The following is a 22,541-nucleotide window of genomic DNA, read 5'->3' as shown; positions in this document are numbered from 1 at the left end:
TACGGGTAAAAAAACGAAAAAGACCGCAAGTTAACTTGCGGTCTTTTCTTGTTTTAAATCATTTTTCAGTTATGAATTGAGATGCGATTTTAACAAACTGCCCAACAGCTGAATTCCCTCGGTAATTTTTTCGGGCGGTACAGCAGAAAAAGATAGCCGCATTCCGTTGTTTCGCGGGGCAACAGCGTGGAGTTTTTCGTCAGCCCCGACAATCCAGCCTTCCGGCGGATAAAACGCCCGGGATGGTACAAACAGAACTTCATTGGGAATACCAATGGTTTCGTTAAACAATTTGGCATCGAAATCCGGTTGATGGCTGGCTTCCCACCACACAAAAAATCCGCCGGTCGGGTGTGTTTGTTCACCTTTCGGAAAATAAAATCCGACGGCTTCTGTCATTGTTGTGCAGCGTTTGCGGTAGGTGGTCAGCACGTCGGTTAAAATTTCATCGATATTCAGGCTGTAATACCGCTCGGCAATTTCCTGGGTGATTGTGGGTGAGCACAAATCATAAAATCCGCGGGCTTTTTCCACATTCGGGCGAATATAATCCGGAAAAATGCTGTAACCGAGCCGCAGGACGCCGGCTTCTTTGCTGGTGGAGCAAAGGTAGGCAACGCGCCGGTTGTCCACATCCAGCGATTTGATCGGCTTCACCCGTTGGCGGGTAAACTGGATTTCTTTGTAAGCTGCATCCTCAACGATGAGCATGCCTTCTTTTTCCGCGATATCAAACAACGCTTTGCGCCGGTTCCACGGCAGGGTTGTGCCTTTCGGGTTATCGCTGTCTGAGATCACATACAGCATTTTGGGTGCTGCACCGCTTTGTTTTTTGACAGCACGGATAGCCCGCTCAACCCCATCGACCGTTAATCCGTTTTCATCGCTGGGGCAAAGCACCACTTTTCCGCCCATTTTTACTGCAGGCGTCACAAATCCCAAATAGCTAGGACCGGCAGAGAGGATGTAATCACCGGGATTAACCGTGGCATCCAGAAGCCCGTAAATGCTCTGCTGTGCGCCGGCAGTAATGAGCATTTTCTCGAAATCACTCTCCGGATCGAATGCCAGCTCCTGACGCTTAACCAATTGTTTTAACAATAGTTTGCGCAAGCTGTCCGATCCCGGAGATTTAGCATAATTGAACAGCCGGTTGGCGGTTGCAGTTTGCCCGTTACCAATTTCCCGAAGCAAATCTTCACCGATATCCCGGACAATTGTGGCTAATTTTTCTACGGGAAGGGCTCCGGGTAACCCGCCGCCAAAGTAATACTTGACCTGATATTTGAGTAATCTGCGAATTTCCCCTTCGGGAATCTGGTAGGTCCATTTTGCCAAAGGCAGTCTGTCGCGTTTCATAAGACCTCCTTCGTGATATGTTGTTGGTGACATTACACCATTTGAAAAATAGGCATTTATATCATAGTCGTTCAATGAGGCGGATCAGCGAACAAACTGATCTAAATCATATTTAAAGCTATTAAGTATCATTTTTCACTTGCATAAAATGTGCGAATTTGCAATTAGATAATTGCCCGAATAACGGTGCAAATTTTTCGTGTAAAACAGGAGATTGTGTCATGAAACAATCGATATTTTTCATTGCATTTATTTTCCTGGCAATTGGCACGTGTTTATTTAATCCGGCCTATGCCCAGGGGGCCCAACAGGATACGACCAAAGAAGGTTACCCGATTTACAAAAATGTGGATGTAACCATCGAGTATGCCTGGTCGGATATGGAACGTTATGACAAGGTTGAAGCCATCGTAAAATTGGTTGCTAAAAAACCGGTTGCGATTATTGTTGTTCTGCCCGATGGCACCAAATACGAAGTAACACTGATCGACGAAGTGACCGTTAAATTATTCAGCCACGATACCGGAAAGCTGATCCGAACATTTGGCAACACAAAAGCCACATAAACAATAGTTTATGCGGCAAATTTCAGATGCGGCAAGTAATTTGGTGTCGGGAATTTATCGTCGTTTGAGCGTTATATTTTGCGGACTTGAGGAACCCGACATTGTTTTTTTAGACAATCCGGGTTCCGTTATTTTTAACAAATTCACTCGCGATTTTTCTGTTTAAAAGTGGAAAAAAGCGACGTCGGATATCTGTAGCTCACCCCAAAATTTCACATCGATTAGTATAAAATCCATAAAATGGTTGAATTTCAGTGCTATATTTATCATATTTTGTTTCAAATAATTTGTGAAGATTTTCTTAAAAAATATTGTTCGATCAGCAGATTAATGATCATTAATTTTTTGGTAGTGTTGTAAAAATACCCTTACTCATATCCCCGTTGTATTTACCCCATTCTGACTCACACTACCAATTTCTCAGCTATTTTTTCCGGTTGCCGTGCAGCAAGTAGCAATGATTCACCGTAGCCAAACGATGGTTCATCAAAAAGGAGAACGCGAAAGATGGATGCTAAACTGGATCACTTGATTGAAAAAATAAAGCGGGATGGTGTTGAAGAAGCACAGCAATCCGCAGATAAACTATTGCAGGAAGCCCGCGAAAAAGCCCGCACAATTGTGGAAAATGCCCAAAAAGAAGCAGATGCCGTCCGCGAAAAAGCAAAAACCGACGCCGAAAAATTTCAGGAAAATGGGGAAACTGCACTGAAGCACGCTGCACAAAACACCCGTTTGCTGGTAAAAGAACAGCTCGGAAAATTGTTCGACCGCGTTTTGCTCCGGGAAGTGCAAACCCAACTCAGTCCTGAATTTTTAACCACAATTATTGCACAGATTGTCAACCAATGGAAACCAGACGGGGCGTTCGAAATCTCCCTTTCGGAAAAAAATGCATCCGAATTAAACGACATGCTCCTAACCCGTTTAAAGCACCAAAAGGATGAATCAATTACCATAAAAATCAATCCGAATTTAACCGGCGGTTTTCGCCTCAACAAAACTGAAGATGCGCTGACCTACGATTTCAGCGATGAGAGTATCACCGAGGCGCTGAAAATTTTCCTCAATCCGCAGTTGAAAAAAATTATGGACGCCTCCGATGGATAAATATTTTTATCTGGTTGCGCAATTGCCCACTCTTTTTTTTGGTGAAAAACCGGCGCTTCGGCTGACAGGTTTTATTGCTGAGGCGCAAAAATGGGTGAAAGGCAACGATTGGCAACTGCTGCTTTCCATCGCGGAAAATGGGGATGCGTCGGAATCTTCCGCAGCATTCCGCCTATTTCGGGCGTACGAAGCGGATTTGCGGCAAGATATCGCCCATTGGCGAAAAGCACGCCGCGCCAATCACGATTACAAACCGGCGCACCTCCCGGCAACTTTTCTGAAAGAAGGTAATCCGCTGGAAATCGAGCAAAAACTCATTCGATTGCAATGGGATTTTCTGGATTCGCTGGAAAGCGGGCATCATTTCGACATCGATTTTTTGGTGATTTACGCGCTGAAACTCAAATTGCTCGAACGGCTCAGTCTGTTCGACAAAGAAAAAGGCTTCGAAACTTACCAACAGCGCAGCCAAACGAACGTGGAAATTTAGTTTCTCTTTTTCCGGAAGCTGTTAATAAACAACTTGTTAAGTGAGAAAAGTAAATGATTGGCAACAAGGGAAAAATTACCGGTATAAATGGCAACATGATAACGGTTGCATTCAACGGCGCAGTGATGTTGAATGAAGTAGGATATATTTTATTAGCAGAGGAAAAGCTGAAAGCGGAGGTCGTGCGGATCAGCAACGGCGTGGCAAATTTGCAGGTTTTCGAAAGCACCAAAGGCGTTCGCGTTGGTGACGAAGTTGAATTCTCCGGGCAACTGCTTTCTGTTCAACTGGGTCCGGGATTGCTCGGGCAAATTTATGACGGATTGCAGAATCCGTTGCCGGTTTTGGCGGAGGAATTCGGTTTTTTTCTGCCGCGCGGCGTCGATCGTCCGGCGCTGGATTCGCAGCACAAATGGGAATTCACGCCAACGGCAAAACCGGGCGATACCGTTCGCGCCGGAATGCCCGTCGGGCACGTACCGGAAGGTATTTTTCAACATAATATTTTGGTGCCGTTCGGGTTTTCCGGTGATTTTTCGGTGAAATCCGTTGCTAAAGCAGGAAAATACAGTATCGACGAGGTGATGGCAACGCTCGAAGATGACCGCGGCCGCAGCGTCGATATTACCATGAATTTCGCGTGGGCGGTGAAAATTCCCATCGCCGCATATCGCGAGAAATTTGTGCCGGTCGAACCGCTGAGCACCAAAGTGCGCATCATCGACACGCTGATTCCCGTGGCAAAAGGCGGCACATTTTGCGTGCCCGGACCGTTTGGCGCGGGGAAAACCGTGTTGCAGCACATCATCAGCCGTTATGCGGAAGTGGATGTGGTCATCGTCGCAGCCTGCGGCGAGCGTGCCGGCGAAGTAGTGGAACTGCTCCGCGAATTCCCGGAACTCACCGATCCGCGCACCGGTCGCTCACTGATGGAGCGAACGATAATCATTTGCAACACCAGCTCCATGCCGGTTGCCGCCCGCGAAGCGTCCGTTTACACGGCTGCGGCGCTCGGCGAATACTATCGCCAGATGGGGCTGGACGTGCTGCTGCTGGCCGATTCCACATCCCGCTGGGCGCAGGCGATGCGCGAACTTTCCGGACGATTGGAAGAAATTCCCGGCGAAGAAGCATTTCCCGCTTATCTGGAATCGCGGATTGCCGAATTTTACGAACGCGCCGGTCTGGTGGAATTGCCGGACGGCAACATCGGCAGCCTGACCATCGGCGGAACGGTAAGTCCCGCCGGCGGGAATTTTGAGGAACCGGTGACGCAGGCAACGCTAAAAGTGGTCGGTGCATTTCTCGGATTATCGCGCGATCGCGCAAATGCCCGGCGCTATCCCTCCATTCATCCGCTGGAAAGCTGGTCGCGATACGATAGCCATATTGCCGATCAACTAATCGACGATTCCCGCGAAATCCTCCGCAAAAGCAACGATATCAACCAGATGATGATGGTTGTCGGCGAGGAAGGCACATCGCTGGAAGATTTCGAAACCTACCTCAAAGGCGAATTTCTGGACAGCGTTTACCTCCAGCAAAATGCCTTCGACGATGTGGACGCGGCGTCTTCGAAAGAACGCCAAACCCATGTTTTTAATAAACTTCACCAAATTTTGACAGAAGAATTTTCATTCGACGGCAAAGAAGATTGCCGCACATTTTTCAACCGGTTGCGGCAGTTGTTCATCGACTGGAATTACAAAAAATTCGACAGTGATGAATTCGGCAAACAGGAAAAAGCGATCGAGGAGTTGCTGGCGTCGCATCTGGAAGAAAACGCCTGAAAAACGGGAGATTGCCACTCATGCGAAAAATATATACCAAAATTGATCAGGTGAACGGAAACGTCATCACTGTAAAAGCGGCGGGTATTGCCTACGAAGAATTGGCTGAAATCAGCACGGCGCAGGGCAAATCGCTGGCGCAGGTGATCAAACTGGAAGACGATAATGTATCGCTGCAGGTGTTTGCCGGCGGACGCGGCATTTCTGTAAATGACGAAGTGCGCTTTCTCGGTCACCCGATGCAGGTGACGTTCTCCGAAAATCTGCTCGGGCGGATTTTTGACGGCGCGGGCAATCCCCGCGATGGCGGGCCGACACTCGACGAATCGCTGATCGAGGTTGCCGGACCGAGCGTGAATCCCGTAAAGCGCATTATTCCGAAAGATTTGATCCGCACCAACATTCCGATGATCGACGTTTTCAACTCGTTGGTGAAATCGCAAAAGCTCCCGATTTTCTCCGTTTCCGGCGAGCCGTATAACGAATTGCTGGCGCGAATCGCACTGCAGGCGGAAGTTGACCTGATCATTTTGGGCGGTATCAAGCTGAAATACGACCAGTATATGGGATTCCGGCAATCGCTGGAAAACGGCGGCGCGTTGTATCGCTCGATATTTTTTGTGAACACCGCTTCCGATCCGGTTGTGGAAGGATTGATGGTGCCGGATCTCTGCCTCGCCGTCGCGGAAAAGTTCGCGCTGCAGGGCAAAGATGTGCTGGTGCTGCTCACCGATATGACCAACTTCGCGGATGCGATGAAAGAAATCGCCATTACGATGGAACAGGTGCCATCCAATCGCGGCTATCCCGGCGATTTGTACAGCCAGCTCGCCGCGCGTTACGAAAAAGCGGTAGATTTCGAAGGCTCCGGCTCCATCACATTGCTGGCGGTAACCACCATGCCCGGCGATGACGTGACCCATCCGGTGCCGGACAATACCGGCTACATCACCGAGGGACAATTTTATTTGCGCGGCGGGCACATCGAGCCGTTCGGCTCCCTCAGCCGGCTCAAACAGTTGGTGAACGGCAAAACCCGGAACGATCACCGTGCGATAATGGACGGGATGATCCGGCTTTACGCCGATTACAAAACCACCGAAGAAAAACGCGCGATGGGCTTCCGCATGAGCGACTGGGATAAAAAATTGCTCAGCTACGGCAAACAGTTCGAAGCGAACATGATGGATTTGTCCGTGAATATTCCGCTGGAAGCGGCGCTGGATCGCGGCTGGCAAATTCTCGCCGATTGCTTTGATCCCGACGAAACCGGGCTGCGCTCCGATCTGATCGAAGAATTTTGGCCGAAAACAGCGGAAACCGCGCAAACGGAAGAATAATTATCATGGCAAAAATCAAATACACCAAAAACGAGCTCAAAAAGCAAAAAGACGACCTGAAGCGTTTTCAGCGCTATTTGCCGACGCTGGAGCTGAAAAAGCGCCAATTGCTGCAGGAAATCCAGCGGGTGCAAAGCGAGATGGACGAGGTTACCCGCGCGATCGAGCAAACCGACGGGCAGGTTCGTCAGTGGGCAGCCGTTTTCGGCGAACCGGTTGAATGGGAATCGCTGTTTGAAATTGAGCAAGTGATCACCGACCATAGCAACATCGCCGGTGTAGCGATCCCGGTTTTCCGCGATGTGCGCTGCCGCATCAGCGATTACGATCTGGAAACCACGCCATTGTGGGTAGATAGCGCCATCGACGTGCTAAAATCGCAAGTTTCCCGACGGGCGGAACACCGGGTTTTGGCGGAGCAGACCAACATTCTGCGCGAAGAATTGCGCGTGACCATCCAGCGTATCAAATTATTTGAGGAAGTGAAAATCCCGCAGGCGCGGGAAAATATCCGGGTTATCCAGATTTTTTTGGGCGACCAGATGACCGCCGAAGTGGTTCGCGGAAAAATCGCTAAAGCCAAAATTGTCCAGAAAAAACAGGCGGCGGAGGCAAAATGATTGTCAAAATGGACAAAATTACCCTGATCGTCAGCGCCAAAGATCGCGATGCCGCGCTCGAAAATTTACGGGATTTGGGCATTTTGCACGTTCAGGAATTGCCGCAAACCACATCGGACAGCGCAACAGCTTTGGAAACGGAGATCGCCCGGCTGGATGAAGCGACGCAAATTATTTCAACATTGGATAAAAACGCCGGTTCGCCAGCGGATTCACCGGAAAACATTGTTCAAAATGTGCTCACCGTCCGCCGGGAAATCATGCGGCTGGAAAGCAGATTGCAGGAATTAACCACCCAATTTCAGTGGTACGAGGAGTGGGGACATATCTCGAAATCGTCACTGGAAACGCTTGAAAAATCAGGTGTTTACGTTCGATTTTACATTGCGCCAAAAGATGCGCTGGCAAATTTGCCGACAGACAAAAATATCCAGATCGCCAGACAGAATAAACAAATCGCCCATCTGGCGCTTTTTGCGGAATCCGCCGATGAGCGGCTGGATTTGCCGGAAGTTTTTCTGCCGGAAACGGATGTCGATTCGCTCGAAAAACAACTTCGCGAAACAAAAACGGCAATTGCCGAGGAACAAAAAACGCTCGAGAGTTACGCCGGCGCAACTGAAAAACTGGCAGATTTTCGGCAAACGCTGGCACGGCGGCTGGAATTTGAAACGGTTAAAAGCAGTCTGGCAAATGCCGATTCTGTGGCGTATCTGCAGGGATTTTGCCCGGTTTCAGAAACCGGTAATCTGCAAAAAGCTGCCGAAAACGCCGGTTGGGCATATCTGGTAGAACAACCGGACGCGTTGGACGACGTGCCGACACTTATCCGAATTCCCAAATGGCTGCGGATTATCAATCCCGTTTTTGAATTTATGGGCACCATTCCCGGCTATCGTGAATTTGACGTAAGTTTCTGGTTTTTATTGTTTTTCAGCCTCTTTTTTGCCATGCTCATCGGCGATGCGGGATACGGAATCATCTTTTTGATCTGCACATTTTTCATTCGCCGGAAAATGCCCGATGCGCCAAGAGAGCCGTTTGTGCTGATGGTAGTGTTGAGCATTGCCACCGTTATTTGGGGCGCTATTTCCGGCACATGGTTCGGATATGAGGCCTTCGCGAAATTGCCCGTTTTAAGCAGTTTGATTGTTCAACAATTAAACAGCTATGTTGCAGAAAATCAGACATTTATCATGTATCTCAGCTTTGTGATCGGCGTTGTACATCTCACGATTGCGCACCTGACTGTCGCACTCAGCCGCCTCAATTCGCCGCAGGCGATTGCCCAACTTGGCTGGATTGGCGTGCTGTGGGCGCTGTTTTTTCTCGCCGGAAATCTGGTGCTCGGCAATCCACTGCCGGATTTCATGCTGATGTTGCTCACCTCCGGCGCACTGCTGGTGCTGCTGTTCAGCAATTTCCAGAAAAATATTTTCAAAGGAATGTTGCAAACACTTACCAGCCTGCCTCTGGATATGATCAGCGCGTTTTCGGATGTGGTTTCGTACATACGGCTGTTTGCGGTGGGGCTGGCAACGGTTATCGTTGCGCAAAGTTTTAACGAGATGGCCATCGCAATCGGTGCGGGCACAATTGTCGGCGGCATTTTAGCAGCACTAGTGCTGTTTGCCGGGCATGCGCTGAACATTATTTTGGCGCTAATGGCGGTGGTCGTGCATGGCATCCGGCTGAATATGCTGGAATTTTCCGGGCATTTGGGCATGCAGTGGTCGGGAAAAGCGTATCGCCCGTTCGGGGAATCACAGAAAGAACAATGATTCAGGCATCGTTAAATGCTTTCGAGCCGGTTTGCGGCTAAATGATCGAAAAAAATTATCTTTCGGAAAATTTTTGCGAACTGAACCAAATGAAGGAGAGTTAAAAATGATAGAAGGTTTAGGCGATATGAGCCTGTCGCTGGCATTTGCCGCGATTGGTTCCGCTTTCGGAACCGGATTTGCTGGAATGGCTGCGGTTGGCGCGTGGAAAAAAGCATTTTCGCAAAACAAGGCTGCACCTTTTATTCTGGTTGCGTTTGTGGGCGCACCGCTTTCTCAAACGATTTACGGAATGATTTTACGCAACGCGATTCAGGCTGCGAACTTGCCGCCGGAAAGCTATCCCTACCAAATGGTGTTGGGAATGGCAGCCGGATTGGCAATGGGCGCATCTGCTTACATGCAGGGCAAAGCCGGCGCAAAAGCGGCCGATGCACTGGCGGAAACCGGTAAAGGCTTTGGTAACTACATTATGGTTTTGGGTGTGATCGAAACAGTGGCACTGTTTGTAATGGTGTTCACGATGACAGCCTTGCCGTAAACATCTGTTTTTGTTGAAAATATCGACAGCGGCGATCGCCCGGTTGTCGCTGTCAGAATTTATAAACGCAGTTGTTGGAGAACTTCTGTTATGGAATATCAGCGGTCCGAGGGATAACCGCCAACCCGTCGATCGTCTGTAATTTGTGCCAATAAGTTGTCCGTTCATCCCTCCTACCCTTTTTATATAGAGATCAATCTACCCTATAACAGGAGGTTTCGATCATGTCCGAGTACAAAAAAATACTCATTGGTCTGAACCTGAGCGAGATGGATCACACGACAATCGCCTATGCGGCGATGGTTTTTAGCCTGGCAGGTGGTGAACGGCTGTATTGTATGCATGTCACGCGGAATCTTGCAATCCCTCCCAAAATCGCAAAGGCTTACCCGACCATGTTGCGCCCGCCGGATGAATACGCCGCAGATAAAATTCTGGCGTCCATCAAACAGAGCGCCGGTAGAAAATTGCCGGACATGATTGATGTGGATGTCGTGGAAGGCAACCCGCTCGATGAATTGCTGCGCCGCGCCCAACAAAAAAATGTTGATATGATCATCATGGGGCGGAAGCACAACGAAAAAGAAACCCGGCAACTCCCGCTCAAACTCACCCGCAAGGCAACCTGCGCCGTGCTGATTGTTCCGGTAAATTCTCCGCCGAAAGTTGATCGCATGTTGGTGCCGGTAGATTTTTCGCCGTGTTCGGCGTATGCGCTCAGCCAGGGCATTGCCCTCGCGCAAGCGTTCGGGTTACCGGAAATCCATGCACTGAATGTGTATTCGGTGCCAACCGGTTATCATCGCACCGGAAAATCGCATACGGAGTTCGCGCAAATCATGAAAAATAACGCCATTTCGGATTACCGCGAATTTATCCGGAAAATCGAATTCGGCGATATCAAAGTGCATATGCACTACCGGCTGGGCAATAATCCTGCGGCAGTAATCCGTCATTATGCCGGGCAAAATGATATCGATCTGATCATCACCGGTGCACGGGGACGCACACCCAGCGCGGCAATTTTGTTGGGCAGCGTCACCGAACGGCTGATCCAGACCACCAACGTGCCGGTTTTGGCGGTAAAACGCCACAACTCGTGCATGACGTTTGCCAAAGCATTGTTCAAGATTTAAACGGAAAGGGGTGCGAAATGAAATTGTTAAAGAATATTTTATTCGCGACCGATTTTTCGCGATCATCGGCGCAGGCGCTATCGATGTGCATCGATGTTGCCAAAACGCTCGGTTCGCAGGTTTTTTTGCTGCACGTTATCGAAAACGGGCATCTGCCCGATCTGACGTTGAATATGGTAAAATCTGCTGCGATCGAAGCACTCGAAAAAATCGGTTATGACCTCCATCAGAACGGTATCAAAGTACCGCACAAATTTGTGCTCAACGGCGTTCCGTTCGACAAAATCATCAAATATGCGGATTTTTACAACGTTAATCTGGTGATCATCGGCAGCGGCGATTTTGCCAAAAACGAGCCGTTTCCGCTCGGCTTGACCGCCCAAAAAGTGGTCCGGAAATCGGCGAAACCGGTTTGGGTTGTCAAAAATTACCCGGAAAAAGGCATTCAGCGCATCATTTGCCCGGTCGATTTTTCCGAAGTTTCTGAAAAGGCACTGCAAAACGCCATTCATTTCGCACGGAATTTTGAATCGGAATTGCTGGTTACCCATGTTGTTGAACCGATAACCGGCGGATTTATCGGCGGCATCGCTTTTGAAGAAGATCAGGATGACATTTTCGAAACGGAACAGCAGCAGTTTCTGGAATTTTTGGAGAAGTTCGATTTCTTCAATATTCAGTGGCACCACATGCTGAAACGCGGTCCGGCTTTCGCCAGCATTCTGGAAACGATTGACAGTTACAAACCGGATTTGCTGATAATGGGTTCCACCGGACGAGTCGGCATTTCCCGGTTGCTGTTGGGCAGCGTTGCGGAAAAAGTTACCCGGCAACTGCCATGTTCGTTTATCGTTGAAAAACAGGATGAGCCGATTCAGGTGATCACCGAAGCAAAGCGTAATGACCTGCAATCGCTGTATGCGGAAGGCAACGAGCTGCTGGAAAAAGAATTTCTCCGAGAAGCCATCGAGGAATTTGAGCAATGCCTGAATATTGATTTGTATTACGAACCGGCGTGGACAGCTCTTTCGATTGCTTACGACCGTTTGGGCGACACAAAAAATGCCGAGCATTGCCGCAAACGCGCGATGCAAATTCACGAAACCAACTGGAAAAAAAAAGTCCGGGCAGAAATCCGGTCTAAATCCGCAATTTTTAACAAAACAACGAAGCACTTTTGACGGCTGAAAAAAAAAAACGCCGGCTGAATAAGCCGGCGTTCGATAAACTAAAAATTTTGCAATGCATTACGCAGCGGATTTTTGAGCTTCGTATTTATTGAGTAATTCTTTGTATGAATTTTCTTGCGGATTGAGTGAAATCGCCTCTTTCATGGATTTGATCGCATCGTCCACATTTCCGGCTGCAAACTGTAATTGCGCCAGCGTATCCCAAATGTAATCTGCCTGTGGATTAATTTTTACAGCCTTTTGTGCCATTTCAATACCGAACACGTATTTGTCAGTCAATTCATTTTCAAAAATATACCATGAGTAGTTATTGAGCAAGCTAATATCGCCGGGATTTTCTTGTATCAACGTATCATACGTTTTAAGAATGTTGGTTTGATCACTTTTTTTGCGATAATAGCTCAACATGCGCAGATTGGCTCTTTTCCGGTAATCCTCATTAAGCGTATTGCCGGCCAGCAATTTTTTGAACGGCTGAACATCATCATTTGTGAGTGCATATTCTGCCAACCGTAATTGGGTAACCTGCAATTGCTCGTCATCTTTGGTAACGGATGCGAGCTTTTCGTAATACGGAACGGCGGCGGCAAAATCGCTTTTTTCCCATAATTTTTCGGCAACAACGATCAGTGCCTGCGTATCTTCCGGATTTTCGTCCGCTTTTTTCTGCCAATAAGCTATTGTATTTACGCCATTTATGTAATCATTTAAAATGGTCAAAAATTCTTGTTTTTCACCAAACCCAACGATGCGGTCAATCTCGTTACCATCCGCATCCAGAACCAGAATAGTGGGATAACCAGTGATGTTAAACCGGTCCATGATTTCCGGGCCTTCGCCTTTTTCGCCATCAATTTTTACGCTGACAAAATGATGGTTAATAAAATTTCCCGATTCCGGATCTTTGAAAACTGCTCTATCCAGTTTTTTGCAGGGCACGCACCAATCGGCAAACACATCCACCAGCATCATTTTTTCGGCGGATTTTGCCTGCGCCTGCGCTTCGGAAAAATTTCCGTTCACAAAGCGGACAGCAAATTCGCCCTCAGCGGTAGTTTTGGTTGTTTCTGCCGGCTTTTTTTCGCCGGAATTGCAGGCAACCACACCGATAGCCAGCAATGCAATTATAAACGTCTTCATTCGATACCTCATTTTTCAATGTTTTTCAAAAATACTGTTGATTAACAATTTTGTTCCTTTTAAAGCCATACGGTTTTACCGATTGAAACACTGAAAATATATCAAAAATTGACGAATTTATTCAATTGTTTTCAAAATTTCATTCCTCCGGTTATTAAATTTTATCGAAAAAAATAACCATATTTACGGATCGCACTGCTTTTTGTTAAAACCGCTTGACTTGATATCGATAAAAAAATAATATGCTTTGCTAACCTGAAAATGATTTCCGTTGTTGAGAATTTATTTGCGGAATCAGCAAAACAACTGGAGGTTAAATGATTTCTAACGATCACTTTCCCGGGGCAACATGTTACTGGCACAACGGGAAAATTCACGACTGGCAAGAACAAATCATCCATCCGATGGCGCACGTTTTGCATTACGGAAGTTCCGTATTTGAAGGCATCCGCGCGTACAAAACGCCCAAAGGCGCAGCCATTTTCCGGCTAAAAGAACATATCGACCGGTTTTTCGAATCTGCCGACGCCATCAACATGAAAGTGCCGTTTTCTCATCCGGAAATCATGGAAGCATGCCGGCTGGTAGTTGAGAAAAATCAATTAGATAGCGCATATATTCGCCCCAATTTATTTTACGGTTACGGCAATCTCGGACTGACGCCAAAAGCCTGTCCGGTAGAGCTGACCGTGGGCTGCTGGGAATGGGGACGCTACCTCGGCGAGGCGTCGCTGCAAAACGGGATTCATGCATTGCTGCTGCCGCAAAAACGGTTACATCCGAGCCAGATCAATGCATCCGTGAAAATCGGCGGGCTGTATGTGCAATCCAACGTATTTGCGACTGAAGCCAGAAAACGCGGGTTTGACGAAGCGATATTTTTGAATCTGGAAGATCGCGTTTCCGAAGGTCCGGGCGAAAATATCATCATTATTAACGGCGATACACTGCGCACCAACGACCGCAGCGAATCTGTGCTGGAAGGCATTACCCGAACCAGTATTTTGGAAATCGCCCAAAATTTGGGATACAACACTGAAATCGCTCCGATCACCGTGAGCGATTTATTGGGCGCGGACGAGGCATTTTTTACCGGAACAGCAGCGGAAGTAACGCCCATTTCCCGCATCACTGATTCGCGGGATCGCGATATTCCCCAATCAGATTGGCAAACCTACGCCATCGGCGATGGCAAGCCCGGCGCAATCACCCAAAAATTGGCCACGCTTTACGGCGAGATTGTTCGCGGTCAGCATCAGGTGTATGACCATTGGCTGACTTATATTCATAAATAATTGTGATTATTAAATTTACAATATTCAATTTTTAATATGAGAGGAGTGCAACCATGCCAGGAATTTCCGAACGCGCCCGAATTATGCCGCCTTCGCCCATCCGCAAGCTGGTGCCATTTGCGGAAGCCGCCAAATCCCGTGGGGTGAAAGTGTATCACCTCAACATCGGTCAACCGGATATTCCCACCCCGAAAGTGATGATGGATGCGTTTCGCAATCACGACATCACGGTGCTGGAATACGGACACTCCGCCGGTTTGTGGGAATATCGTGAAGGGCTTGCGAAATACTACCAGAAAAACGGCATCAACGTCAGCAAAGACGAAGTGCTGGTGACCACCGCCGGAAGCGAAGCCATCATTTTTGTGATGCTGGCCTGCATGGATCCCGGCGATGAAATTCTCATTCCCGAGCCGTTTTACACCAATTATCTGGGTTTTGCGGTGGAGGCCGGCGTACGGGTTGTGCCGCTCACCTGCAGCGCGGAAAACGGTTTCAAATTACCGGACGCATCGGAAATCGAACAGAAAATTACCCGTCGAACCAAAGCGATCATGATTTGCAACCCAAACAATCCCACGGGATACGTCTATTCGAAAGCAGAAATGGAAACTTTGCGCGATATAGCCATCAACAACGATTTGTATTTGATCGGCGACGAAGTGTATCGCGAATTTGTGTATGACGGCAAACAGCACCACTCGGTGATGCACCTGAAAGATATGGACGAACGCGCCATTATTGTGGACAGCATTTCCAAACGATACAGCGCCTGTGGCGCACGAGTGGGCTGCATCGTTACTAAAAACAAAGCGATTTTGGATACCGCGCTGCGCTTCGGACAGGCACGGCTTTGCCCGCCGACGCTGGAGCAGATTGCCGCAACCGCCGCGCTGGATACCCCGCAATCCTATTTTGACGAAGTGATGGGCGAATACCTCGCCCGCCGCGAAGCCGTTTTTGAGGGGCTCGCCAAAATTCCCGGCGCGTTTGCTCACAAACCCAGCGGTGCGTTTTACACCGTTGTAAAACTGCCGGTGGACGACGCCGACAATTTCTGCAAATGGCTGCTCAGCGATTTTCACGATAACAAAGAAACCGTGATGATGGCGCCCGCCGCCGGATTTTACGCCACGCCCGGACTTGGCACCGACGAAGTGCGCATCGCATTTGTGCTGAATGCCCCGGCAATGCGCCGCTCGATGGAAATTTTGGCGAAAGCGCTGGCGGTTTATCCCGGTCGCACGCAGTAATTCCAATCGCGGAACGCAAAAAATCACATCGTTTAAAATTTTAAAAAATACCGGTTTAGTTTAACAAACCGGTATTTTTTTTCGCTCAAGGATTGATTATCTTTGAGGCGAAGTTTTGGAAAGCAAAAAAATATTTTTGAGAACAGGGAACCCGCAGGAAATGAAATTCCAACATGATGTTTATATTTGCTTTAGCGACGCAGATGCGGAAGCCGTCGAGATACTCGAAACCGCGCTGACCAATTATGCACCACACCCGGAAATGGGATTTGCCCATCGCCATTTGCGCATATTTCTGGATTCGCCGGAAGTTGCCAAAATGTATCAGGGAGAAATTTTTACCCAACCGTTACAACATTCCAAAAAATTTCTGGCAGCCTATTCGCCGGAAACGCGCCGCGATCCGCAAATGAATCAACAAATCCGCGATTTTTTGGCTGTTCGCGATGCTGCGGATATTGTCCCTGTTCTGTTCGCAAAAAGCGGAGAAAGCGAAAATGTGTTGCCGGAGGCAATGGCGGACGCCGGTATTTCCACCCGTCCGGTTGTAATTCGGCAGATCGAAAAACTGGCCCATCCCGCGAGTGATGCCGGCACGTTTGAATCGTGGCTGACGCTGCTTTCCCGGTTATCAACTATCGATGTTAAAACATTGTCTGATTTGGAGTTAAAACGTCAAAATCGCAGCAAAAAACTGCGCATGAGCCTGATTATCGGCGCCGCGCTGAGCCTGGTATTTTTGACGCTGTTTTGGTGGTTGCAGCAACGCGCCACTGCTACTCAGGAATTAAATAACGCCCGCGCGCAACAATTGCTCAACGAAAGCCGGGTGGCAACGCTCGATAACAACCCGCTGTTACGGCTGCATTTGCTGGCGGCAGCGTACGACCAGTCGCCCGAATCCGGATTGATAGCGCAAATCAGCAGCCAATTAAAAGAAATTTGGCCGGTTGCAAAATTGGATCAAACCATCAAACATCCGGCGCAAATTGCCGGCGTTTTGCCATCGCCGGACAGCAGCAATTTGCTGATTTGGGGCGGGAACACCGCTCAAATCTGGCAGCTCAAATCCGCAAAAAACAGCCCCGCAACCATCACCCATTCCGAAAAAATCAGCGGTGTGGCGTGGCTGCCCGATGGCGATGCCATTTTGAGCTGGAGCAACAACGGCGAGGTTCGCCGGACAAGCCGGACCACCGGCAACAGCGAGATTATTTTCACCGATCAATCGGGCATTTTGCAGGCACACCTGTCGCCGGATGCGCAACGACTGGTGACAACCGCAGACGATTTCACCGCGCGATTGTGGGATATTTCAACCGGTAAACTGATCAGCGAATCGCCGCAGGATGGTTGGATCGGCGGCATCGCGTTTTCGCCGGACGGTGAGGAATTCCTGATGTGGAGTGACGACAGCACCGCAATTCGCGAAGATTCGCGCAGCGGCACGCCAATTTCCCGCCCGATGCGCCATTCCGGTTCGCTCAACGGCGGGCAATATCATCCGTCGGGAAAACGCGTGCTCATTTGGGCAACAGATGGCAGCATTCAACAATGGGCGCTGCCCGGGCAGCAAAAATTTGCCAAAACCATGCGCCACAACGATGCCGTTTTGGGCGCAACCTACGTTCGCGACGGTGCGGCAATTTTATCGTGGAGCAGCGACGAAACCCTCCGGATGTGGGATTCCCAAACCGGTGATGCGATTACACCGCCATTTTCGCACGATGGCTGGGTGCTCGGCGCGATCCTCGACGATGCGAACAATCGCATTTTTTCGTGGGGATTTGACAACACGGCGCGGCTCTGGCAAGTTAATCCGCCAACAGCCATAGCCGGAAATATGCGCCACCGGAACAGCAAATCGGAAGCCAGCAACGGCATATTTTTCGGGCTGATTTCGCCGGACAACCGCTGGCTGGTAACCGGCGGCAGCGACGGCGCGTTCCGGATTTGGGATGCATCCGCAACAGCTGAGCAACCGGCGGCAGTGCTGCAACATTTACCGGCAGATGAAGTGGTGCAGCAGTTAACCGGCGCGTTTTTTGTGGATGGCGGCAAAAAAATTATAACCTGGAATGGCGACAATTTTGTAAAAATCTGGCAAATGCTGCCCGACGACAATCGTTTTCCGCAAGATGCAGATGATATGCGGGAATCTGCCGCGCAGTGGACCGGCACCATTCCGCTGATCGATGGCGATAATTATTCTATCGGCGTTAATCCATAAATACTATAAATACAGCTGTTTACATCGCCACTCAAAATTCAGTCCAATAAAAAGATCACATTTTGGGAATCACCGTTCCCTATGTTTTGATCCTCATTTTTCAAAACCGCAAATATTTTTTTCCCCGGAACAAATCCGCATTCATATCATTCACAAAACGCCCGAAAATAGTGTGGCTGTTTTTCCAATTCGGGTCGGATTTTTACTGTTCCGAACAAAAAAATAGTATTGTTTTGTGCAAATCATTTATACTAAATTTGACCAAATTTTAAGAGGATAATTGATGAAAACGGATGAGAGTTTAAAAATTGTAAAAAAATTCTGCGAGAATTTCATAAAAGGCAACCGAACCGCCATGATGCAGGAAATGGCCGATGACGTGCAGTGGATTTATCCCGGCGAACCGGATATTTATTACGCCGGAACATTCACCGGAAAAGCCGCTGTACCGGAATTTTTCAAACGATTGGCCAGCTCTGTAGAAACGCTGGAATTTTCGACAAAAGACTTTATTGCACAGGATACACGCGTTGCCGTAACCGGTTTTATTCGCGGCTATTCCATTTCAACAGAAAACGAATTCGAAAGTGAATGGACAATGATTTTTGAATTGAAAGACCAAAAAATCAAACGATGTCAAACATATTTGGACACGGCAAAAATTGCCGCTGCATTTTGGGTGGCGTAACGATGAAACCAAATGCAACAACTCCGAAACAAAATGGCGGCAATATTCTGATTCGCGAAATGGAATTGGAAGATTTGCCCATCGTTTATTCGCTGGGCGAAGAATTGTTTACCGCCAGCGAATGGCCAAATTTATACCGCACCTGGGATCAGTACGAATTGGTCAATTTGTTCGCCGGCGACGGCGAATTTTGTCTGGTTGCGGAAAAAGATGATCAGATTGTGGGATTCGCCCTCGGATCGTTGATCGAAAAACGCCACAACTCCTGGCGATACGGTTATCTGGAATGGCTGGGCGTTTCACCCGCGCTGAATCGCAGCGGTTTGGGCTCGCGCCTGTTTAATCGGCTTACCGAGCTATTTATCGAAAGCGGCTGCCGGATGATGCTGGTGGACACCGAAGAAGAAAACCACCCGGCGCTCAATTTTTTTCGCAAACATGGTTTCAAAAATGAAATCGGGCAAATTTATTTGTCGCGCAACCTCTCTAATCACCCGCAATATCTGAAAAAGAAGGGGCGGAAAACCACCCACCGCAAAACCAAAGTTTCCCCCCGGAATATTGATGAAAAGCCACCAGATCATACAAACTAATTTGGATTACCAACGGCTGCTCAATTTAGCCGTTAACGTTATTGACGAATACAGCCCGACATACGCGGAAAATGCCGCCGCGATGGTTTTCGAAAACGCCCTGATTCGTGAAAATATCGCGGTTGGCCGGCAACCGGTTCCCGTAACTGCCGGCGATAAACGCGCCAATCTGATCGTCACACTCGGACCGCAGCCATCCGCGCTGATGCTGGTCGGGCATATCGATACCGTTGCGTTGTGGCACGACGAAGGGCATCACGCCCGCATTTCCAATGGCAAATTATACGGGCTTGGCGCCGCAGATATGAAAAGTGCCTGCACCGCAATGACGGAAGCGATTATTGCGGTTGCCAACAGCAAAGTTGAATTAAAACAAGGTGTTACGCTGGCGCTGGTTGTCGGAGAGGAAGAATACGGCGATGGTTCCAAAGCATTGGTGAAAGAGTATTTTGCACCGGAAGTTGTCATTGGCGAACCCACCCAGTTGCAATTGTGTCCGTCACATTTTGGCTATCTGGAATGCCGGCTGCACAGCAAAGGCAAACGGGCGCATGCGGCGTTGCCGGAAGTTGGCGCAAATGCCATCGAAGCAATGCTCTCGTGGCTGAGCGAAATTTTTACCCTGCGAAAAACACTGCCCTTTCACAGGGAATTAGCAATCAATCCCCGGGAAATACATGGCGGCGAACCGGATTTTGTGGTTGCCGAAAACTGCGAGGCGCTGCTCGATTTTCATCTGCCGCCGGAAGCGGATGCGGCTTCCGTAAGCGCCATTATCGAATCTGCCAAAACAAAAGTCCAACAGCATCACCCGGAAGTGGATTTTCAGCACGATATGCTCTTTTGGTCCGCGGGCTATCATCTTGAAAAAACAGCTATTTGGAAAAAATTTAACACTGCTTTTGATGCATCTCATCTGCCGCTAAATACGTCTGCTTTTCGATCCCACTCCGATGCCAGGATGTTTTTAGATGCCGGAATGAATCCGTATATTTGCGGACCCGGTTGTTTAACTTCCGCCCACCGGCGCGGAGAATTTGTGCAGATTGACGAATTAAATCAGGCTGCGCAACTTTACGCAGCAATAATTTCTGAAGTTTGCGTATCTCAATAAAAAAGCCCGGTAAATTGCCGGGCTTTTCTTTTATTGCAGATGTGATGTCAGTTTAATTACAGTTCGGGCAGCCTCTTCCCTGCCCCATTCCGCGACCGTGTCCGCCTTTGCCACCGCGCATGCCGCGTCCGTTACCATCGCCACGGGAAAGCATCATCGAATCAAGTTTTTTGCGCTGTTCCGTCGTCAGCAAGCTGCGCATTTCCTGATGATTTTTCAACCGCTGCAGGTGCATTTTTGTGCGCAGTTCGCCCATTTTTTTCACCAGGCTTTCCGCTTTTGCGGCATTGTATGTTTCGGTGGTTTCAACCAGTTTCAGCTCTGTGTGCAAGCCTTGCATTTCGGAACGCAGCGGCAGCATTTCGCGCTGGTGATTCAATCGCATATCCTCAACTTTGGTTTTCTGCTCTTCTGTGAGATCCAGAAATTTTGCCATTCGTGCGCCGCGCTGCGGGCCAAAATCATCGTCGTCGCCACCGCGGGGTCCACGAAATCCGCCGCCACCCGGCTGTGCCAACGCTGCAAAACTGAACAGTGCAATCAACATCGCAATCATCGAAGTTTGGGTGAATCGTTTCATTTTAAATCTCCTTTTTACAAATTTTCTATCGGTTTTTTGTTAATTACCCCGTGGCGGGGGATTATCCCGATCCCGCATAAATGGGGGCGGTTGTTTGCCACGGAATCGTTGCTTGCCGAATTCCCTCGGGCCCATCCGGTTCTCCAGCAAGTGTTGAAAAAATATTCTTTGCTCTTTTTCGTTCATAAATTCTTTGGCAACCAGCATCCGGTCGATTGCTTTTTGAGCAATTTCCTGACGCAGCCGGCTGATGTCATTCATTTTCTGATCGATCATTTCGCGATCGGGTGATTCGCTGATTAATAATTGATACAATTCATTTTCATTGACCTGCAATTCTTGCCGGATGGGGTGAATTTCTTCCTGAAACCCGCGCATCATTGTGTGCAATTGTTCTCTTTTTTCGGGTGTCAGCAGCGCCCCCAACGGTGGGCGTTCATCCAACGGTGGCATATGTTGCATGCGAAAGTAGAAAAAACTGCCGATGGTTGCCACATTGACGACGATCAGAAACAGCAGAATGCCAATCAGAATTTTCGGTTTCATTTCCCATCCTCGAGGGTGTATTCGATAACCGCATCCATGTTTTCAACGATGCCGTTATCCCAAATAACCGTGGAATAATCGCTCAACTGCTCGCTTTGGGATGTTTGGGTTGTTGTCGCCAAATCTTTTCCCAAAAAAATGCCGATACCCATTGCGCCAACCAACATCAACGTAGAAAATGCAATGCGTAACTGGCGCGCCGGATTGAGCAATTGGCGACGCGAAAGCTGCTGTTTTTCCCGTGCCAGCGCGGCTATACGGGTTGGTAAAAACGGATCGGCTTCCAGCATCGGTAACGCACTCCGGTCAACCACGTCCATCATATCGCTCATCTGCTCGAAATAGGCTTTGCATTTCGGGCATTTCAACAGATGGCTTTCGATGGCGGACTGCGCTTCGCGGCTCAGTTTGCCTTCGGACCAATCCAGAAATTTTGATGTCACATGGTTGCTCATTTTTACATCCTTCGTTTTTGCTTTCAATGGATTAGACCATTCTTTAAACCAAATCTTTCAAAAAAAATCATTTTTTTTGACCCGTTCGGGTTATTTTTTACAAATCCATAATATATGGCTCCAACAATTTGACCAGCTCTTTTTTGGCGCGATGAATCCGGGATTCAACCGCACTGAGGCTGAGTTGCATGGTTTCAGCGATTTCCTGATAGCTCATATCCTCATATCGATTGAGTACCAGCGGCACCCGGTATTTTGGCGACAGTTGCTGAATCGACTGCCACACACGTTTTTCGCGCTCCGATTTTTCCATTTGCCGGTCCGGCTGCGGTGCGCTGCGACTCCAGAATAACGGATCGATCTGATCTTCCTGCAGCACTTCGGACAGCGGTTTGTCCATTAAATTCAACCACTTACGGCGTCGCTCTTTTTTCAGGAAATTAAAAATATGGTTGGTAGCGATGCGATACAGCCAGGTAAATACCTGAGAATCTCCCCGAAAACTGTCCATATTTTCGTAAACCTTGATGAAAATTTCCTGCGTCATATCGCGTGCGGATTCTTTGCTTCCGGTCATCCGGTAGGCCAGATTCATTATTTTATCGCCATATTCACGATAAATCGCCTCAAATGTCATCCAGATTCTCTCTTTTGCTTCGTCCGCATCCGTTGATTTCCGGGAACGATCTGCGCCGGAAATTCGATCATTCAACAAGTTAGACAG

Annotated in this window: 22 protein-coding genes; 16 read left to right on the top strand and 6 right to left on the bottom strand. The window is 48.5% G+C overall.

Annotated features, from left to right (window positions below; all coding sequences use genetic code 11):
• Positions 1-69 precede the first annotated feature (69 nt).
• Positions 70-1,359, bottom strand: a complete 1,290-nt coding sequence (locus H6629_21950) for a PLP-dependent aminotransferase family protein (GenBank protein MCB9070446.1) — start codon at positions 1,357-1,359, stop codon at positions 70-72.
• Positions 1,360-1,580: 221 nt separating this feature from the next.
• On the opposite strand from H6629_21950, the gene H6629_21945 reads away from it, so the two are divergent.
• The 10 genes from H6629_21945 to H6629_21900 all read left to right on the top strand — a co-directional run bounded on the left by H6629_21945 (position 1,581) and on the right by H6629_21900 (position 11,914).
• Positions 1,581-1,925 carry a hypothetical protein gene (locus tag H6629_21945; GenBank protein ID MCB9070445.1) on the top strand — a complete coding sequence of 115 codons (345 nt, stop codon included), beginning with the start codon at positions 1,581-1,583 and terminating at the stop codon, positions 1,923-1,925.
• Positions 1,926-2,432: 507 nt separating this feature from the next.
• Entirely contained in the window at positions 2,433-3,035 is a 603-nt protein-coding gene (locus H6629_21940; GenBank protein MCB9070444.1) for a hypothetical protein, read from the top strand.
• Complete coding sequence (locus H6629_21935; GenBank protein ID MCB9070443.1) at positions 3,028-3,525, top strand: DUF2764 family protein; 498 nt, start codon at positions 3,028-3,030, stop codon at positions 3,523-3,525. Before H6629_21940 ends, H6629_21935 begins: the two co-directional genes overlap by 8 nt.
• A gap of 53 nt (positions 3,526-3,578) precedes the next feature.
• Positions 3,579-5,315 (top strand): V-type ATP synthase subunit A, encoded by a 1,737-nt coding sequence (locus H6629_21930; protein MCB9070442.1) that lies wholly within the window; start codon positions 3,579-3,581, stop codon positions 5,313-5,315.
• Positions 5,316-5,335: 20 nt separating this feature from the next.
• Positions 5,336-6,655, top strand: a complete 1,320-nt coding sequence (locus tag H6629_21925; GenBank protein MCB9070441.1) for a V-type ATP synthase subunit B — start codon at positions 5,336-5,338, stop codon at positions 6,653-6,655.
• Positions 6,656-6,660: 5 nt separating this feature from the next.
• A complete protein-coding gene (locus H6629_21920) occupies positions 6,661-7,275 on the top strand; it encodes a V-type ATP synthase subunit D (GenBank protein MCB9070440.1) in 615 nt (204 codons plus the stop codon).
• Positions 7,272-9,056 carry a hypothetical protein gene (locus tag H6629_21915; GenBank protein ID MCB9070439.1) on the top strand — a complete coding sequence of 595 codons (1,785 nt, stop codon included), beginning with the start codon at positions 7,272-7,274 and terminating at the stop codon, positions 9,054-9,056. Before H6629_21920 ends, H6629_21915 begins: the two co-directional genes overlap by 4 nt.
• 106 nt (positions 9,057-9,162) lie before the next feature.
• Positions 9,163-9,597, top strand: a complete 435-nt coding sequence (locus H6629_21910; GenBank protein ID MCB9070438.1) for a V-type ATP synthase subunit K — start codon at positions 9,163-9,165, stop codon at positions 9,595-9,597.
• A gap of 224 nt (positions 9,598-9,821) precedes the next feature.
• On the top strand, positions 9,822-10,733 hold the full coding sequence (locus H6629_21905; protein MCB9070437.1) for a universal stress protein: 912 nt from the start codon (positions 9,822-9,824) through the stop codon (positions 10,731-10,733).
• Positions 10,734-10,750: 17 nt separating this feature from the next.
• Positions 10,751-11,914, top strand: coding sequence for a universal stress protein (locus tag H6629_21900; protein ID MCB9070436.1), 1,164 nt, complete (start codon positions 10,751-10,753; stop codon positions 11,912-11,914).
• A 66-nt stretch (positions 11,915-11,980) separates the two neighbouring features.
• Here the strand turns inward: H6629_21900 and H6629_21895 are convergent, their stop codons facing one another.
• The gene (locus H6629_21895) at positions 11,981-13,063 is read right to left on the bottom strand and encodes a thioredoxin family protein (GenBank protein ID MCB9070435.1); all 1,083 of its coding nucleotides are present in this window, start codon (positions 13,061-13,063) and stop codon (positions 11,981-11,983) included.
• A 317-nt stretch (positions 13,064-13,380) separates the two neighbouring features.
• Here H6629_21895 and H6629_21890 point away from each other — a divergent pair, with 317 nt between their 5' ends.
• From H6629_21890 to H6629_21865, 6 genes are all read left to right on the top strand, one after another.
• Positions 13,381-14,358, top strand: a complete 978-nt coding sequence (locus H6629_21890) for a branched-chain amino acid transaminase (GenBank protein MCB9070434.1) — start codon at positions 13,381-13,383, stop codon at positions 14,356-14,358.
• Positions 14,359-14,411: 53 nt separating this feature from the next.
• Complete coding sequence (locus tag H6629_21885; GenBank protein MCB9070433.1) at positions 14,412-15,611, top strand: pyridoxal phosphate-dependent aminotransferase; 1,200 nt, start codon at positions 14,412-14,414, stop codon at positions 15,609-15,611.
• Between the two features lie 160 nt (positions 15,612-15,771).
• The gene (locus H6629_21880; GenBank protein MCB9070432.1) at positions 15,772-17,841 is read left to right on the top strand and encodes a hypothetical protein; all 2,070 of its coding nucleotides are present in this window, start codon (positions 15,772-15,774) and stop codon (positions 17,839-17,841) included.
• Positions 17,842-18,124: 283 nt separating this feature from the next.
• On the top strand, positions 18,125-18,529 hold the full coding sequence (locus H6629_21875; GenBank protein MCB9070431.1) for a nuclear transport factor 2 family protein: 405 nt from the start codon (positions 18,125-18,127) through the stop codon (positions 18,527-18,529).
• A gap of 2 nt (positions 18,530-18,531) precedes the next feature.
• Entirely contained in the window at positions 18,532-19,122 is a 591-nt protein-coding gene (locus H6629_21870; protein MCB9070430.1) for a GNAT family N-acetyltransferase, read from the top strand.
• Entirely contained in the window at positions 19,094-20,236 is a 1,143-nt protein-coding gene (locus H6629_21865; GenBank protein ID MCB9070429.1) for a M20/M25/M40 family metallo-hydrolase, read from the top strand. Before H6629_21870 ends, H6629_21865 begins: the two co-directional genes overlap by 29 nt.
• Positions 20,237-20,288: 52 nt before the next feature.
• Here the strand turns inward: H6629_21865 and H6629_21860 are convergent, their stop codons facing one another.
• From H6629_21860 to H6629_21845, 4 genes are all read right to left on the bottom strand, one after another.
• Positions 20,289-20,816 (bottom strand): Spy/CpxP family protein refolding chaperone, encoded by a 528-nt coding sequence (locus tag H6629_21860; protein MCB9070428.1) that lies wholly within the window; start codon positions 20,814-20,816, stop codon positions 20,289-20,291.
• A gap of 39 nt (positions 20,817-20,855) precedes the next feature.
• A complete protein-coding gene (locus tag H6629_21855) occupies positions 20,856-21,362 on the bottom strand; it encodes a periplasmic heavy metal sensor (GenBank protein MCB9070427.1) in 507 nt (168 codons plus the stop codon).
• On the bottom strand, positions 21,359-21,817 hold the full coding sequence (locus H6629_21850; GenBank protein ID MCB9070426.1) for a hypothetical protein: 459 nt from the start codon (positions 21,815-21,817) through the stop codon (positions 21,359-21,361). Before H6629_21850 ends, H6629_21855 begins: the two co-directional genes overlap by 4 nt.
• Before the next feature lie 97 nt (positions 21,818-21,914).
• A complete protein-coding gene (locus H6629_21845) occupies positions 21,915-22,529 on the bottom strand; it encodes a sigma-70 family RNA polymerase sigma factor (GenBank protein MCB9070425.1) in 615 nt (204 codons plus the stop codon).
• Between the last annotated feature and the right edge of the window lie 12 nt (positions 22,530-22,541).

It is taken from the genome of Calditrichia bacterium, assembly GCA_020634975.1.
Classification (GTDB): Bacteria; Calditrichota; Calditrichia; order RBG-13-44-9; family J075; genus JACKAQ01.
This window is presented reverse-complemented; position numbering and strand designations above follow the sequence as displayed.